This is a genomic window from Streptomyces maremycinicus (assembly GCF_001184025.1).
Taxonomy (GTDB): domain Bacteria; phylum Actinomycetota; class Actinomycetes; order Streptomycetales; family Streptomycetaceae; genus Streptomyces; species Streptomyces maremycinicus.
On record NZ_BBYG01000025.1, the window covers coordinates 123,946 to 139,829 of the forward strand.

The 15,884-nt window shown below is 71.7% G+C and carries 12 protein-coding genes and 1 riboswitch; of the genes, 9 read left to right on the forward strand and 3 right to left on the reverse strand.

Annotation, left to right across the window (positions count from 1 at the left end):
* Nucleotides 1–162: 162 nt before the first annotated feature.
* Entirely contained in the window at nt 163–1,260 is a 1,098-nt protein-coding gene (locus AOQ37_RS36055; protein ID WP_062651061.1) for a CobW family GTP-binding protein, read from the forward strand.
* Here the strand turns inward: AOQ37_RS36055 and AOQ37_RS36060 are convergent.
* Nucleotides 1,257–3,731, reverse strand: coding sequence for a DNA gyrase/topoisomerase IV subunit A (locus AOQ37_RS36060; protein WP_062651063.1), 2,475 nt, complete (start codon nt 3,729–3,731; stop codon nt 1,257–1,259). The genes AOQ37_RS36055 and AOQ37_RS36060 overlap by 4 nt on opposite strands.
* Nucleotides 3,732–4,001: 270 nt before the next feature.
* Between AOQ37_RS36060 and AOQ37_RS36065 the strand changes: the two genes are divergently transcribed.
* From AOQ37_RS36065 to AOQ37_RS36080, 4 genes are all read left to right on the forward strand, one after another.
* Complete coding sequence (locus tag AOQ37_RS36065; protein ID WP_063781226.1) at nt 4,002–5,351, forward strand: M16 family metallopeptidase; 1,350 nt, start codon at nt 4,002–4,004, stop codon at nt 5,349–5,351.
* Nucleotides 5,348–6,736 carry a M16 family metallopeptidase gene (locus AOQ37_RS36070; RefSeq protein WP_062651065.1) on the forward strand — a complete coding sequence of 463 codons (1,389 nt, stop codon included), beginning with the start codon at nt 5,348–5,350 and terminating at the stop codon, nt 6,734–6,736. The genes AOQ37_RS36065 and AOQ37_RS36070 overlap by 4 nt, the downstream gene beginning before the upstream one ends.
* A 201-nt stretch (nt 6,737–6,937) precedes the next feature.
* Nucleotides 6,938–7,103: riboswitch (cyclic di-AMP (ydaO/yuaA leader) on the forward strand.
* Between the two features lie 15 nt (nt 7,104–7,118).
* Nucleotides 7,119–7,862: a M23 family metallopeptidase gene (locus AOQ37_RS36075; RefSeq protein ID WP_062651067.1), complete on the forward strand. Its 744-nt coding sequence runs from the start codon at nt 7,119–7,121 to the stop codon at nt 7,860–7,862.
* A gap of 188 nt (nt 7,863–8,050) precedes the next feature.
* On the forward strand, nt 8,051–8,746 hold the full coding sequence (locus AOQ37_RS36080) for a GntR family transcriptional regulator (RefSeq protein ID WP_062651069.1): 696 nt from the start codon (nt 8,051–8,053) through the stop codon (nt 8,744–8,746).
* Between the two features lie 225 nt (nt 8,747–8,971).
* Here the strand turns inward: AOQ37_RS36080 and AOQ37_RS36085 are convergent, their stop codons facing one another.
* Nucleotides 8,972–9,253: an HPr family phosphocarrier protein gene (locus AOQ37_RS36085; protein WP_020125117.1), complete on the reverse strand. Its 282-nt coding sequence runs from the start codon at nt 9,251–9,253 to the stop codon at nt 8,972–8,974.
* A gap of 177 nt (nt 9,254–9,430) precedes the next feature.
* Between AOQ37_RS36085 and AOQ37_RS36090 the strand changes: the two genes are divergently transcribed.
* From AOQ37_RS36090 to AOQ37_RS36105, 4 genes are all read left to right on the forward strand, one after another.
* Nucleotides 9,431–12,244: a bifunctional acetate--CoA ligase family protein/GNAT family N-acetyltransferase gene (locus AOQ37_RS36090; protein WP_062651071.1), complete on the forward strand. Its 2,814-nt coding sequence runs from the start codon at nt 9,431–9,433 to the stop codon at nt 12,242–12,244.
* A 180-nt stretch (nt 12,245–12,424) separates the two neighbouring features.
* Nucleotides 12,425–13,021, forward strand: coding sequence for a DUF5998 family protein (locus AOQ37_RS36095; protein ID WP_078890548.1), 597 nt, complete (start codon nt 12,425–12,427; stop codon nt 13,019–13,021).
* Nucleotides 13,021–14,265 carry an alkaline phosphatase family protein gene (locus tag AOQ37_RS36100; RefSeq protein ID WP_062651075.1) on the forward strand — a complete coding sequence of 415 codons (1,245 nt, stop codon included), beginning with the start codon at nt 13,021–13,023 and terminating at the stop codon, nt 14,263–14,265. The genes AOQ37_RS36095 and AOQ37_RS36100 overlap by 1 nt, the downstream gene beginning before the upstream one ends.
* A 92-nt stretch (nt 14,266–14,357) precedes the next feature.
* Nucleotides 14,358–15,005, forward strand: coding sequence for a thymidine kinase (locus tag AOQ37_RS36105; protein ID WP_062651077.1), 648 nt, complete (start codon nt 14,358–14,360; stop codon nt 15,003–15,005).
* 17 nt (nt 15,006–15,022) lie between these two features.
* Here AOQ37_RS36105 and AOQ37_RS36110 read toward each other — a convergent pair whose 3' ends face one another.
* Entirely contained in the window at nt 15,023–15,823 is an 801-nt protein-coding gene (locus AOQ37_RS36110) for a VOC family protein (protein ID WP_062651079.1), read from the reverse strand.
* Nucleotides 15,824–15,884: the final 61 nt, after the last annotated feature.

The window sequence follows — 15,884 nt, forward strand, 5'->3', positions numbered from 1 at the left end:
GTCGCACGCCAGGGCGCCTTGCCCAACGTCTGCCCCGCGCATGCTGCTAACAATCGTTCACTCCGCGGTGATTACCACGGCTCGTATCCTGGGGCGGCATTCAGTCCCCGTACGCGCGCGGGCCGTGCGCCGGTGCACGCGTAGGTCTCGGAAAGGTCGCACGTGTCGCAGAGCCGCAGTCCGCAGCAGATCCCGGTCGTCGTTCTCGCCGGATTCCTCGGTTCCGGCAAGACGACCCTGCTCAACCATCTCCTGCACCGCAGCGGAGGCAGCCGCATCGGGGCGATCGTGAACGACTTCGGCGCCATCGAGATCGACGCCATGGCCGTGGCCGGCGCGCTCGGCGACTCCACCGTCTCCCTCGGCAACGGCTGTCTGTGCTGCGCCGTCGACGCCGGTGAACTCGACGTGTACCTCGAACGGCTCGCCGATCCGGCCGTCGGCATCGATGTCATCGTCATCGAGGCCAGCGGTCTCGCCGAGCCCGAGGAACTCGTGCGCATGGTGCTGGCCAGTGAGCATCCCGGCATCGTCTACGGCGGTCTCGTCGAAGTCGTCGACGCCGCCGAGTTCGACGAGACCCGGGCGAAGCACCCCGGGATCGACCGCCACCTGGCCCTCGCCGACCTCGTCGTGGTGAACAAACTCGACCGCACGCCCGACCCCGACCGGATCCTCGGACTCGTCCGCTCCCTCACCGACCGTGCCGCCGTCGTCCCCGCCACCTACGGCCGTGTCGACCCCGCGTTCCTCTTCGACTGCAGGCCCAGCGAGGAGCGGGTCGGCCAGCTCTCCTTCGACGACCTGCACGACCGCTCCGGGGGCGACCACGCGGACCACCTCCACAGCGCCTACGACAGCGTCTCCTTCACCTCCGAAGTGCCCCTGGCACCGCGCCGGTTGATGGAGTTCCTCGACAGCCGGCCGGAGGGGCTGTACCGGATCAAGGGGTACGTCGACCTCGGTCCGCACGACCCGGCCAACCGGTACGCCGTGCACGCCGTCGGGCGCTTTCTCCGCTTCTACCCGGAGCCCTGGCCGGCCGCCGAGCCCCGGCTGACCCAGCTCGTCCTCATCGGCTCCGGCATCGACGCCGCCGCGCTCGGCAAGGAACTCGAGGCGTGCGAGGACGACGCCCCACACGCCGACGAGCACGGCATGTGGGGCATCCTGCGTTACGTCATGGCTCCCGACGACGAGGCGTTCCAGGAGCCGGAGCCGGAGCCGGAGCCGGAGCCCGAGTCCGGGCCCGAGGCCTAGACCGGCCCCGCCACCACCGAGACCGTCTTCGTCAGGGACACGCCCGAGCCGTCACGGCGCGGGTCCATCTCCGGCAGCTCGGCCGGCAGGCCGTTCTTCTGCGCCGCCTTGGCCGGGACGGGACCCGCCCAGGCCAGGGACAGGCAGTCCTCGCCCTTCAGGAACCGCTGGCAGCGCACACCGCCCGTGGCACGGCCCTTGCGCGGGTACTGGTCGAACGGGGTGAGCTTGGCGGTCGTCTGGACGGAGTCGTCCAGGGTGCCGCGCGAGCCCGCGATCGTGAAGACCACCGCGTCGACGGCCGGGTCCACGGCGGTGAACGAGATCACCTTGGCGCCCTCGGTGAGCTTGATGCCCGCCATACCGCCCGCCGCGCGGCCCTGCGGACGCACCTGCGAGGCCTGATAGCGCAGCAGCTGGGCGTCGTCGGTGATGAAGACCAGATCCTCCTCGCCGGTCCGCAGTTCGACGGCGCCGACGATCCGGTCGCCGTCCCGGAGGGTGATGACCTCCAGCTCGTCCTTGTTGGTCGGGTAGTCGGGCACGACCCGCTTGACGACGCCCTGCGCCGTGCCGATGGCCAGGCCCGGGGACGACTCGTCGAGCGTGGTCAGGCAGATCACCGTCTCGTCGCCCTCCAGGGAGACGAACTCCGCCAGGGGGGCGCCGCCCGAGAGGTTCGGCGCCGAGGCCGTGTCCGGGAGCTGCGGCAGATCCACGACGTTGATCCGCAGCAGACGGCCCGAGGAGGTGACCGCGCCGATCTCCCCGCGCGCGGTGGCCGACACGGCGGAGACGATCACGTCGTGCTTGGTGCGCTTGCCGCCACCGTCCTCGGCGTCCTCGGCGTTCTCCGCGAACGGCTCGCCGTTCGCCGTGCGGGCCAGCAGGCCCGTGGAGGACAGCAGGACACGGCACGGGTCGTCCGCGACCTGGAGGGGTACGGCGGCGGCCGTGGTTCCCGACGACTCCAGCAGGACCGTACGCCGCTCGGTGCCGAACCTCTTCGCCACCGAGGCCAGTTCGGCCGAGACCAGCTTGCGCAGCTCCGCGTCCGAGTCCAGGATCCGGGTCAGCTCGGCGATCTCCTCGTTGAGCTTCTCCTTCTCCGCCTCCAGCTCGATGCGGTCGTACTTGGTGAGCCGGCGCAGCGGGGTGTCCAGGATGTACTGGGTCTGGATCTCCGACAGCGAGAACCGATCCATCAGGCGCTGCTTCGCCTCGGCGCTGTTGTCGCTGGAGCGGATCAGCCGGATGACCTCGTCGATGTCGACGAGCGCCGTCAGCAGGCCCTCCACCAGGTGCAGCCGGTCACGGCGCTTGCCGCGGCGGAACTCGCTGCGGCGGCGCACCACGGTGAATCGGTGGTCGAGGTAGACCTCCAGCAGCTCCTTGAGGCCCAGCGTGAGCGGCTGGCCGTCGACCAGTGCCACGTTGTTGATGCCGAAGGACTCCTCCATCGGCGTCAGCTTGTACAGCTGCTCGAGGACCGCCTCCGGCACGAAGCCGTTCTTGATCTCGATGACCAGACGCAGGCCGTGCGCGCGGTCCGTGAGGTCCTTGACGTCGGCGATGCCCTGGATCTTCTTCGAGCCGACCAGGTCCTTGATCTTGGCGATGACCTTCTCGGGCCCGACCGTGAAGGGCAGTTCGGTGATCACCAGGCCCTTGCGGCGGGCCGTGACGGTCTCCACCGCCACCGTGGCGCGGATCTTGAACGTGCCGCGGCCGTTCTCGTAGGCGTCCCTGATGCCGGAGAGACCGACGATCCGGCCGCCGGTCGGCAGGTCGGGGCCCGGAACGTACTTCATCAGGGCGTCCAGATCCGCGCCGGGATAGCGGATCAGGTGGCGGGCGGCGGCGATGACCTCGCCCAGGTTGTGCGGCGGCATGTTCGTGGCCATGCCGACCGCGATCCCGGACGCGCCGTTGACCAGCAGGTTCGGGAAGGCGGCGGGCAGCGCCACCGGCTCCTGCTCCTGGCCGTCGTAGTTGGGCGAGAAGTCGACCGTGTCCTCGTCGATCGACTCCGTCATCAGGCTCGTCGCCTGGGCCTGGCGGCACTCGGTGTACCGCATGGCGGCCGGCGGGTCGTCGTTGCCCAGCGAGCCGAAGTTGCCGTGGCCGTCGACCAGCGGCACCCGCATCGAGAAGGGCTGGGCCATCCGCACCAGGGCGTCGTAGATCGACGCGTCGCCGTGCGGGTGCAGCTTGCCCATGACCTCGCCGACGACCCGGGCGCACTTCACATAGCCGCGCTCCGGGCGCAGGCCCATCTCGTTCATCTGGTAGACGATGCGGCGGTGCACCGGCTTGAGGCCGTCACGGGCGTCCGGCAGGGCGCGGGAGTAGATGACCGAGTACGCGTACTCGAGGAAGGAGCCCTGCATCTCGTCGACGACGTCGATGTCGAGGATCCGCTCCTCGTACGAGTCGTCGGGCGGCGGGGTCTTCGTGCTGCGGCGGGCCATCGCTGCCGGCTCCTTGCTGGGGCGTGATACGGGATCTGACGCGGACCATTGTGGACCGTGGCACTGACAGCGCGGGCGAGGACCCGGCGTCGGCCGTCCGGCCCGCACGCAGAGGCATCTCCTCCACGGCTGCCCGCAGGCTACGCGATCTCGCTCTCGGCGTATGTCGTCCGGGAACTTCGCCGACCGTCCGCACGCTTGCATACAGTGGCAGGACCGGCAGGAAAACCGCGGTTTCGACGACCGCGTCCGCGATCGGAAGGGACGTACATGCCCATGGGTCACACGGCCACAGCCCAGGCAGGCTCCGGGGGCCTGACAGCGACCGAGCACCGTCTGGCCAACGGCCTGCGCGTGGTGCTCTCGGAGGACCACCTGACCCCGGTCGCGGCGGTGTGCCTCTGGTACGACGTCGGTTCACGCCACGAAGTCAAGGGGCGTACCGGTCTTGCTCACCTTTTCGAGCACCTGATGTTCCAGGGATCGGGCCAGGTCAAGGGCAACGGCCACTTCGAGCTCGTCCAGGGGGCGGGCGGGTCGCTCAACGGCACCACCAGCTTCGAGCGCACGAACTACTTCGAGACCATGCCCACCCACCAGCTGGAGCTCGCGCTCTGGCTGGAGGCCGACCGCATGGGCTCGCTGCTCACCGCGCTGGACGACGAGTCGATGGAGAACCAGCGCGACGTCGTCAAGAACGAGCGCCGCCAGCGCTACGACAACGTCCCCTACGGCACGGCCTTCGAGAAGCTGACCGCTCTCGCCTACCCGGACGGCCACCCGTACCACCACACGCCGATCGGCTCGATGGCCGACCTGGACGCGGCGACGCTGGAGGACGCGCGCGCGTTCTTCCGCACGTACTACGCGCCCAACAACGCGGTCCTCTCCGTGGTGGGTGACATCGACCCGGAGCAGACCCTCGCCTGGGTCGAGAAGTACTTCGGCTCCATCCCCGGCCACGACGGCAAGCCCGCCCCCCGTGACGGCGGGCTGCCCGACGTCATCGGCGAGCAGCTGCGCGAGATCGTCGAGGAGGAGGTGCCGGCCCGTGCGCTGATGGCCGCCTACCGGCTGCCCGAGGACGGCACGCGCGCGTGCGACGCCGTCGACCTGGCGCTCACCGTCCTCGGCGGCGGCGAGTCCTCCCGCCTCTACAACCGGCTCGTGCGCCGCGACCGTACGGCCGTCGCGGCCGGCTTCGGTCTGCTGCGGCTGGCCGGAGCGCCCTCCCTGGGCTGGCTGGACGTGAAGACGTCCGGTGACGTCGAGGTGCCCGTCATCGAGGCCGCCATCGACGAGGAGCTCGCCCGGTTCGCCGAGGAGGGGCCCACGGCCGAGGAAATGGAGCGTGCCCAGGCGCAGTTGGAGCGCGAGTGGCTCGACCGGCTCGGCACGGTCGCCGGGCGCGCCGACGAACTGTGCCGGTACGCCGTCCTGTTCGGCGACCCGCAGCTCGCCCTCACCGCCGTCCAGCGCGTGCTGGACGTGACGCCCGAGGAGGTGCAGGAGATCGCCAAGGCCCGCCTGCGCCCCGACAACCGCGCGGTGCTCGTCTACGAGCCGACCGCCGCCGAAGCCCCCGCCGACCAGGACGAGAACGAGGAGGCGGCCCGGTGACCGAGCTCGCCACGATGGACTTCCACCCCCAGCCCCGGGCGGGCGAGGCCAAGCCGTGGGCGTTCCCGGCGCCCGAGCGCACCGCGCTGTCCAACGGCCTGACCGTGCTGCACTGCCACCGTCCCGGCCAGCAGGTCGTCGCCGTCGAGATCCTCCTCGACGCGCCCCTGGACGCCGAACCGGCCGACCTGGACGGCGTCGCCACGATCATGGCGCGGGCCTTCTCCGAGGGCACCGACAAGCACTCGGCCGAGGAGTTCGCCGCCGAACTGGAGCGCTGCGGTGCCACCCTGGACGCGCACGCCGATCACCCCGGCGTCCGGCTGAGCCTCGAAGTGCCGGCCTCGCGCCTGCCCAAGGGCCTCGGTCTGCTCGCCGACGCGCTCAGGGCCCCCGCGTTCGCCGACAGCGAGATCGAGCGCCTCGTCCGGAACCGGCTGGACGAGATCCCGCACGAGCTGGCCAACCCCTCCCGGCGTGCCGCCAAGGAGCTCTCCAAGGAGCTGTTCCCGGCCACCGCGCGGATGTCGCGCCCGCGCCAGGGCACCGCGGAGACGGTCGAGAAGATCGACTCCGCCGCGGTACGCGCCTTCTACGAGAAGCACGTCCGTCCCGCCACGGCCACCGCCGTGGTCGTCGGCGACCTCACCGGCGTCGCGCTGGAGGAGCTCCTCGGCGACACCCTGGGCGCCTGGACGGGCTCCTCGGCCCAGCCGCGGCCCGTGCCGCCGGTGACCGCCGACGACACCGGACGCGTCGTCATCGTGGACCGTCCCGGCGCCGTACAGACGCAGTTGCTGATCGGCCGTATCGGCGCCGACCGGCACGACCGCGTGTGGCCCGCGCAGGTGCTCGGCACGTACTGCCTCGGTGGCACCCTCACCTCCCGGCTGGACCGTGTCCTGCGCGAGGAGAAGGGCTACACCTACGGCGTCCGCGCCTTCGGACAGGTCCTGCGGTCCGCCCCGGACGGCTCGGGCGCCGCGATGCTCGCCATCAGCGGCTCCGTCGACACCCCGAACACCGGTCCCGCCCTGGACGACCTGTGGAAGGTGCTGCGCACCCTCGCCGCCGAGGGGCTGACCGACGCCGAGCGCGACGTCGCCGTGCAGAACCTGGTCGGTGTGGCCCCGCTGAAGTTCGAGACCGCCGCGGCCGTCGCCGGCACGCTGGCCGACCAGGTCGAGCAGCACCTGCCCGACGACTTCCAGGCCACGCTGTACCAGCAGTTGGCCGCGACCGGCACGGTGGAGGCCACCGCGGCGGCCGTGAACGCCTTCCCGGTGGACCGCCTGGTGACCGTCCTCGTCGGTGACGCGGCCCAGATCAAGGAGCCGGTCGAGGCCCTCGGCATCGGCGAGGTGAAGGTGGTGTCCGCCGAGTAGGTCCGGCAACGGCGCACGCACACGGGGGCCCTGGTCGACGGAAGCGTCACCAGGGCCGTCGTATGTCCGAATTGATGCGGAGGTTGCCCGTCTGCCCTGTGGCATGCGCTACAAAAACCGGGATCCGTTTGAGGATTGAAACCCCTGCGGCTTAGCGTCATCCGGACTGTTCGTCAGGCAGTGCGCCGCAGCCGCGGCACCGGACAGTCATCGCCGAGTCCCCGTACGGCGCGAGCCAGGGGAGCCGGGGACCCATGTGAAGTCCCTGGGGTGAATCGGACGCCCGCGCGTGATCGCGAGGGGGTCCGTAGGAGACCTTCCTGCTCCGAACCCGTCAGCTAACCCGGTAGGCGAGAAGGAAGGAAAGGACACACCCGACTTCATGGCGTTCACCTGCGCGCCCGGCAAGCACCGTCGTCCCGGCCGGATGCAGCGGACCACCGCTCGCGCGGCGGGCGTCGCGGCGCTCACCACCACCGGCGTGATGGCCACCGTCGCCGCCACCCCGGCCCTCGCCGCCGAGCCCAGCCCCGAGCAGACCGGGCTGATCCCCGTCGTCACCGCCTCCGAGGCCGTCGCGGAGCAGGTCGACGACCAGGTCGCCGTGCAGAAGCACGCGGCGTTCGAGGAGGCCGCCCGGCAGGCCGCCGCCAAGAAGGCCGTGGAGGAGCGCGAGGCACGCGTGCGTGCGGCCCGTGAGGCCGAGCGCAAGCGCCTCAACACCTTCGTCTCGCCGATCACCGGCTCCTACGTGTCGACCAGCTACCAGGCCAGCAGTTCCCTGTGGTCCTCCGGCAGTCACACCGGCATCGACTTCCACGCGTCCAGCGGCACCACCGTGCACGCGGTCGGTCTGGGCACCGTCGTCGAGGCCGGCTGGGGCGGGGCGTACGGCAACCAGATCGTCATCAAGATGAACGACGGGACGTACACCCAGTACGGTCACCTGTCGTCCATCGAGGTGTCGGTGGGCCAGCAGGTCACCCCGGGCCAGCGGATCGCCCTGTCGGGCGCCACCGGCAACGTCACCGGCGCGCATCTGCACTTCGAGGCCCGCACCACCGCGGAGTACGGCTCGGACATCGACCCGGTCGCCTACCTCCGCAACCACGGCGTGAACATCTGACGACCCACGGCGACAGATCGTCCTGCCCCGGCCCTCGCGGCCGGGGCTTTCGCCGTTTTCGGGCCTCTGCTGTCCAAAAAATATGCCTGGATTCCGGACCGCCATCGGAAATTCCCGCTCATTGCAATAGAGTCACGGAACACACGTCAATCGTCGACGTTTCACGGGGATTAAGGCGGAGGTCCGTCATGCGTATTCCGGCGCACTCGGTGTGCACGGCCATTCGGGACGACATCGTCTCGGGTGTCTACGAGCGCGGCAGCCGCCTCACCGAGGAACTCCTGGCCCGCCGCTACGGAGTCTCCCGCGTCCCCGTGCGCGAGGCGCTGCGCACGCTGGAGGCCGAGGGCTTCGTCGTCACCCGGCGGCACGCGGGCGCGTGCGTCGCGGAGCCGACCGAGCAGGAGGCGGCGGACCTGCTGGAGATGCGGATGCTCCTGGAGCCGCTCGGTGCCTCCCGGGCCGCCCAGCGGCGCACCGAGGCCCACCTGAAGGTGCTGCGCGGACTGGTCCGGCTGGGCCAGGAGCGGGCCAGGCGGGGCAACAGCGACGACCTGCGCTCCTTGGGCGGCTGGTTCCACGAGACGCTCGCCCAGTCCTCCGGAAGCCACGCCCTGACGTCGATGCTCACCCAGCTGCGCCACAAGATCGCCTGGATGTACGCGGTGGAGGCGCCGGCCGACCCCGTGGAGTCCTGGGCGGAGCACGGCGCGATCGTGGACGCGGTGGCGCGTGGCGACGGCGAGCGGGCGCGGGCGATCACGGCGCTGCACACCGAGCGCGCGACGTCCGCGCACCGGTTGCGCTTTTCCGGCGGCACCGAACGCGCCGACCGTGTGAGGACTTCGCAACCTCCCGTAAACATGACGGGTCTGCGGCATTAACACGAGGGCCGTATACAAAGAGGGGATAATTCTCGGGGGATTATTTCCGCTGCCCGGCAACGGGAAATACGAAGGGCTCGCCCGATAATTCGGACGAGCCCTTCAGGATTGGCGGAACGGCGCCTCGAAGGCGACGGACACCCCGATCGTCGGTCGATCGCCCCTATGCCGCCGACCGTGTCCGCGAGAGCGGCGGCCGGTTCAGGCGCGGCGAGGGCCGAGCGCTCAGACGGTCTCGGGGAGCTCCTCGAGACCCTCGGCGACCAGCTTCGCCAGCCGGTCGAGAGCGGCGTCCGCGCCGTCGGCCTCGGAGGCGAGGACGATCTCCTCGCCGCCCTGGGCGCCCAGGCCGAGAACGGCCAGCATGGAGGCCGCGTTGACGGGGTTGCCGTCGGCCTTGGCGATCGTCACCGGGATACCTGCGGCCGTGGCGGCCCGGACGAAGATGGAAGCGGGGCGGGCGTGAAGGCCCTCGGCCCAGCCGACGTTGACGCGGCGCTCAGCCATGTGATGCTGCCCTTCAGTGTTCAGGTTGTCTAGACCAGTGTTCCACACGTGAAGCGTGTGAGGGAGGGGGTGCGTGCTCCCCGCCCGACGTGGTGGTCGGATCGCGGCCTCGATCCGACGTACGTCCTCCACAGACTGCCTCGCGCCGTTGTCGTACGCGAGCCGTACTCTGGCCCCATGCAGAGCGCGTCGGACCGGCACGAGTACCCCGCCCACTGGGAGGCCGACGTGGTGCTGCGCGACGGCGGCACCGCGCGCATCCGCCCCATCACCGTTGATGACGCCGAGCGCCTGGTCAGCTTCTACGAGCAGGTTTCGGACGAGTCGAAGTACTACCGGTTCTTCGCGCCCTACCCGCGCCTGTCCGACAAGGACGTCCACCGCTTCACGCACCACGACTTCGTGGACCGGGTGGGACTCGCGGCCACGGTCGGCGGCGAGTTCATCGCCACCGTACGCTATGACCGCATTGGTGCCGACGGCATGGCCGCCTCGGCGCCGGCCGACGAGGCCGAGGTCGCGTTCCTCGTCCAGGACGCCCATCAGGGCAGGGGCGTCGCCTCCGCGCTGCTGGAGCACATCGCGGCCGTGGCGCGCGAACGGGGCATCCGCCGCTTCGCCGCCGAAGTGCTCCCCGCCAACAACAAGATGATCAAGGTGTTCACGGACGCCGGCTACACCCAGAAGCGCAGCTTCGAGGACGGCGTCGTCCACCTGGAGTTCGGCCTCGAACCCACGGAGCGCTCCCTCGCCGTGCAGCGCGCGCGGGAACAGCGCGCCGAGGCGCACTCGGTCGGACGGCTGCTGGCGCCCGGCTCCGTGGCGGTCGTCGGCACCGGCCGCACCCCCGGCGGCGTAGGGCGCAGCGTCCTGGGCAACCTGCGCGAGGCGGGCTTCACCGGGCGGCTGTACGCCGTGAACAAGGCTTTCCCCGAGGACCTGAAGGAACTGGACGGGGTGCCCGCCCACCGCTCGGTGCGCGACATCGCGGCGCCCGTCGACCTCGCGGTCGTCGCCGTCCCGGCGGAACAGGTCCCCGAGGCCGTCGCCGAGTGCGGTGAGCACGGCGTGCAGGGACTCGTGGTCCTGTCCGCCGGGTACGCCGAGAGCGGTCCCGACGGTCGCGAGCGCCAGCGCGAACTCGTCCGGCACGCGCGCGCGTACGGCATGCGGATCATCGGTCCGAACGCCTTCGGCGTCATCAACACCTCCCCGCAGGTGCGGCTGAACGCCTCGCTGGCCCCGGAGATGCCGCGACCCGGCCGGATCGGCCTGTTCGCCCAGTCCGGCGCCATCGGTATCGCCCTGCTGTCCCGCCTGCACCGGCGTGGTGGCGGCGTCACCGGCGTCACCGGCGTGTCCACCTTCGTCTCCTCCGGCAACCGCGCGGACGTCTCGGGCAACGACGTCCTCCAGTACTGGTACGACGACCCCGACACGGACGTCGCCCTGATGTACCTGGAATCCATCGGCAACCCGCGCAAGTTCACCCGGCTGGCGCGGCGCACCGCGGCCGCCAAGCCCCTGGTCGTCGTCCAGGGCGCGGGTTCCGCCCCGCAGGGGCACGCCGTACAGGCGACCCGGCTGCCCCACGCGACGGTGTCGGCGCTGCTGCGCCAGGCCGGCGTGATCCGCGTGGACACCATCACCGAACTGGTCGACGCGGGCCTGCTGCTCGCCCGGCAGCCGCTGCCCACGGGCCCGCGGGTGGCGATCCTCGGCAACTCCGAGTCGCTGGGCCTGCTGACGTACGACGCCTGTCTCTCGGAAGGGCTGCGTCCACTGCCGCCGCTGGACCTGACGACCGAGGCGTCGGCCCGGGACTTCCACGCGGCGCTGGCCCGGGCACTGGCCGACGAGACATGCGACGCGGTGGTCGTGACGGCGATCCCGGCGATCGGGGAGAGGTCGCCCGGGGACGCGGAACTCGCGGAGGCCCTGCGGTCGGCCGCGGCGGCGGCCCCCGCCAAACCGGTGCTCGTGGTGCACGTGGAACTCGGCGGTCTCGCGACGGCGCTGTCCGCCGCGACGAGCACCGCCCCGCGCGCGGAAGCGGCCCCCTACGCGCGTACCGACGCCCCCGATGCCGCGCGGCCGGTGCCCGCCGCCGTGGAACCGGCCGAGGGAACACATCTCATCCCCGCCTACCCCGCCGCAGAACGCGCCGTGCGCGCGCTGGCGGAGGCGGTGAAGTACGGCCAGTGGCGGCGCGAGGCGGCCGACGCCGGCAAGGTGCCCGAGTACGAGGACATCGACGAGAAGGGCGCCGCGGAACTGATCGGCGGGCTCCTCGCGCGCGGGCAGGGCCTGACCCTCGGCACCGACGAGACCTGCGAGCTGCTCGGCCGCTACGGCATCCGCACCCGCCGGGCCATCCCTGCGCCCACCGCGGACGAGGCCGCGCGGGCCGCCGCCGCCCTCGGGTACCCCGTCGCCCTCAAGGCCACCGCCCCGCACCTGCGGCACCGCGCCGACCTGGGCGGCGTGCGGCTCGATGTGGCCGACGAGGAGCAACTGCGCCGCTCGTACGCCGAGTTGAGCGAGCTCTTCGGGAAGCCGGAGGAGATCCGCCCGGTCGTCCAGGCGATGGCACCGCGCGGCGTCGACACCGTCGTCCGCGCGGTCATCGACCCGGCGGCCGGGGCCGTGCTGTCCTTCGGGCTCGCCGGAGCCGCCTCGCAGCTGCTCGGAGACATGGCGCACCGGCTGGTCCCGGTCACCGACCGGGACGCGACCTCCCTGATCCGGTCCATCCGGACCGCCCCGCTCCTCTTCGGCTGGCGCGGCTCGACACCCGTCGACACCGCCGCCCTGGAGGAGCTGCTGCTGCGGGTGTCGAGGCTGGTCGACGACCACCCCGAGGTCGTCGCGGTCACCCTCGAGCCGGTCGTCGTCGCCCCGCACGGCCTGAGCGTGCTCGGCGCCTCCGTACGCCTCGCACCCCCGCCGGCGCGCGACGACCTCGGCCCGAGGACGCTGCCTGCCTACTGAGCGCACCGTCCGGGGCATGCCGTCGGGCACGCGTCGGGCACGCGCGCGAGGACACGCAGGCCGGACTGCGGCCCGCCCCGTGACGGCGCCCCGCGGAGCGCCGACGGAGCGCGTCCCGGCCGCCGCCGACGTACCGGGGCGGTCCTGAGCGGTGCCTCGCAGTCAGTGGGCCCCCGTAGGATGGAGGGCATGGCCAAGACCAGTACGACGACCCAGGGGCTGCGCGCGGCGATCGAGCGCAGCGGCTACTACCCGGCCCTCGTGGCCGAGGCGGTGGAGGCCGCTGTGGGCGGCGAGCCGATCCGGTCGTACCTGGTCCACCAGGAGACCACGTTCGATCAGAACGAGGTGCGCCGGCACGTGACGGTGCTGGTCCTCACCGGCAACCGCTTCATCGTCAGCCACACCGACGAGCAGGCCGCCGACACCACCTCCCCGACCCCCTACGCCACGACGTCCACGGAGTCCGTGAAGATCGGCCGGATCTCGTCCGTCGTCCTCAGCCGGGTCGTCGCCAACCCGGAGTCGTACACGCCTGGCACCCTGCCGCGCGAGGTCGTGCTGACCATCGGCTGGGGCGCCGTCTCCCGTATCGACCTGGAGCCGGCCGCCTGCGGCGACCCCAACTGCGACGCCGACCACGGCTACACGGGCAGTTCGACGGCAGACGACCTCAGCCTGCGGGTGAGCGAGGCCGGTGACGGCCCGGAGACGGTCCGCCAGGCGCTCGTCTTCGCGCAGTCGCTCTCCGAGGCGACAGTGGACGTACCCCGCTGATGTCCCACCCGCATCCCTCCGCCGCCCATGATCGAGGGCGCCCCGCGCCCGCCCCTTCCGGCTCCGCCTCCTGGGACTACCCCGAACCGCTCGCCGTCGGATCCGCCCCCGTCCCCGAGTACGGCTCCGGCTCCCTCGCCGACCTGCTGCCCACGCTGGCGGCGGGCATGGACGTACCCGGCATGACCGCGGCGATCCCGGAGCTCACCCCGGCCGACCGCAACTGCGTCTTCCTGATCGACGGCCTCGGCTGGGAGCAGATCAAGTCGCACCCCGACGAGGCGCCCTATCTCCACGCGCTGCTCGGCAGCTCGCGCGGCGGCACCGGACGTCCGCTCACCGCCGGCTACCCGGCGACCACCGCGACCTCCCTCGCCTCCGTCGGTACCGGCCTGCCCCCGGGCGCGCACGGCCTGCCCGGCTACACCGTGCGCGACCCGGCGACCGGAGCGCTGATGAACCAGCTCCGCTGGCAGCCGTGGACCGCCCCGGGCGTCTGGCAGCCGTACCCCACCGTCTTCCAGCTCGCCCACAAGGCGGGCGTGCACGCCGCCCAGGTGTCGTCCCCCACCTTCCAGAACACCCCGCTGACCAAGGTCGCGCTCAGCGGCGGAACGTTTCACGGGCGGCTGACCGGCGAGGAGCGCATGGACTTCGCCGCCGAGCAACTCGCCGCCGGTGACCGCTCCCTCGTCTACACGTACTACGCGGAACTGGACGGCGCCGGGCACCGCTACGGCGTCGCCTCCGACACCTGGCGCGGCCAGCTCATGTACGTCGACCGGCTCGTCCAGCGACTCGCCGAGCAGCTCCCCCCGCGCAGCGCGCTCTACGTCACCGCCGACCACGGCATGGTCGACGTGCCCTTCGACGAGGAGCACCGCATCGACTTCGACGCGGACTGGGAACTGCGCGCCGGGGTCGCCCTGCTGGGCGGCGAGGGCCGCGCCCGCCATGTCTACGCCGTACCGGGCGCCGAGGACGACGTCCTGACCTGCTGGCGCGAGGTGCTCGGCGAGCAGTTCTGGATCGCCTCCCGCGACGAGGCGATCGCCGCGGGCTGGTTCGGACCGCGGGTCGACGAGCGGGTGTACGCCCGTCTCGGTGACGTCATCGCGGCCGCCAGGGACGACGTGCTGATCATCGCCTCCGAACGGGAGCCCAAGGAGTCGGCGATGGTCGGCAACCACGGCTCGATGACCCCTGCCGAGCAGCTGGTCCCGCTGCTCGAAGTACGCTCCTGACGCCCGGAACCGTTTCGTCCTCCACGCCCACCCCTACGCCCACGCCACGCACCGCACCGCCCCCACCCTGACCGAAAGGCGCTCGACTCCCCATGCCCGAGCTGGTGTTCTTCTCCGGAACCATGGACTGCGGGAAGTCGACGCTGGCCCTCCAGATAGAGCACAACCGCTCCTCGCGCGGCCTCCAGGGCATGATCTTCACGCGTGACGACCGCGCGGGCGAGGGCAAGCTCTCCTCCCGCCTGGGCCTGGTCACCGACGCCGTCGAGGTCGAGGACGGCCAGGACCTCTACGCCTCCCTCGTCGACCACCTCTCGCAGGGCGGCCGCGCCGACTACGTGATCGCGGACGAGGCACAGTTCCTGGCCGAAGAACAGATCGACCAGCTCGCGCGCGTGGTCGACGACCTGGACATCGACGTCTACGCCTTCGGCATCACCACCGACTTCCGCTCCAAGCTCTTCCCCGGCTCCCAGCGGCTCGTCGAACTCGCCGACCGCGTCGAGGTCCTCCAGGTCGAGGCACTGTGCTGGTGCGGTGCCCGCGCCACGCACAACGCCCGCACGCTGGGCGGTGTCATGGTCGTCGAGGGCGCCCAGGTCGTCGTCGGCGATGTCGACCAGGCGGACACGGTCGGCTACGAGGTCCTGTGCAGACGTCACCACCGCCGCCGTATGACCTCGGCCTCGGCCCGGGCGGCGGCCCTGTCGCCGGACGTGCTGCCGGTGCAGCAGGTCTAGGGTCCAGGGGCCGTCCCTCAGCGAGGACCCTGGATCACGGAGAAGCGGGCCCCCTCGGGGTCGGCCACGGCCGCCACGCGCCCGCGCTCGCTGTCCTGGGCCGGTTCGAGGACCCGCCCGCCGAGTTCGACGACGCGGCCGAGCGCCGCGTCCGTCTCGGCCACCTCGAAGTACGTCGTCCAGTGCGGCCCCCGGTCCCGGGGCAGCGCGGCTCCCACCCCGCGGATGCCGGCGACCGGACGGCCGGCGACTTGCAGGGTCACGTGGTCGACGTCGGCGGACACCACCGTCTCCTCGTAGCCGAAGACCGTCTCGTAGAACTTGCGGACGCCCGCGGCCTCGTAGGTCGTCAGCTCGTTCCAGGCGGGGGTGCCGGGCACGCCGGTGATGGTGGTGCCGACATGGGCCGCCGCCTGCCAGACGCCGAAGACCGCGCCGGAGGGATCGGAGCCGATGGCCAGCCGCCCGGCGTCGGATGCGTCCAGCGGGCCGACCCCGATCGTGCCGCCGCACAGGCGGACCGTTTCGGCGGTCGTGTCCACGTCGTCCGAGGCGAAGTAGGGCGTCCAGGCGACCGGGAGGTGCCGGTCCGGGGGCAGTTGACCGATGCCGGCCACCTCACGCCCGTCGAGCAGCGCCCGCACATAGGGGCCCAGCTGCTGCGGGCCGGGCCGGAACTCCCAGCCGAACAGTTCGCCGTAGAACTCCTGCGTCGCGGTCAACCCGTGCGCCATCAGACTCACCCAGCAGGGTGTACCGGGCGCGTACCGGGCGTGTGCTGCGCCGATCGGGCCGGCCGGCCCACCTGCCTCGGTCATCGTCACTCTCTCCTCGGCCCCCTGCGGTGGCCGTGTCGCTTCCGCCCTCGGAGGATGCCTG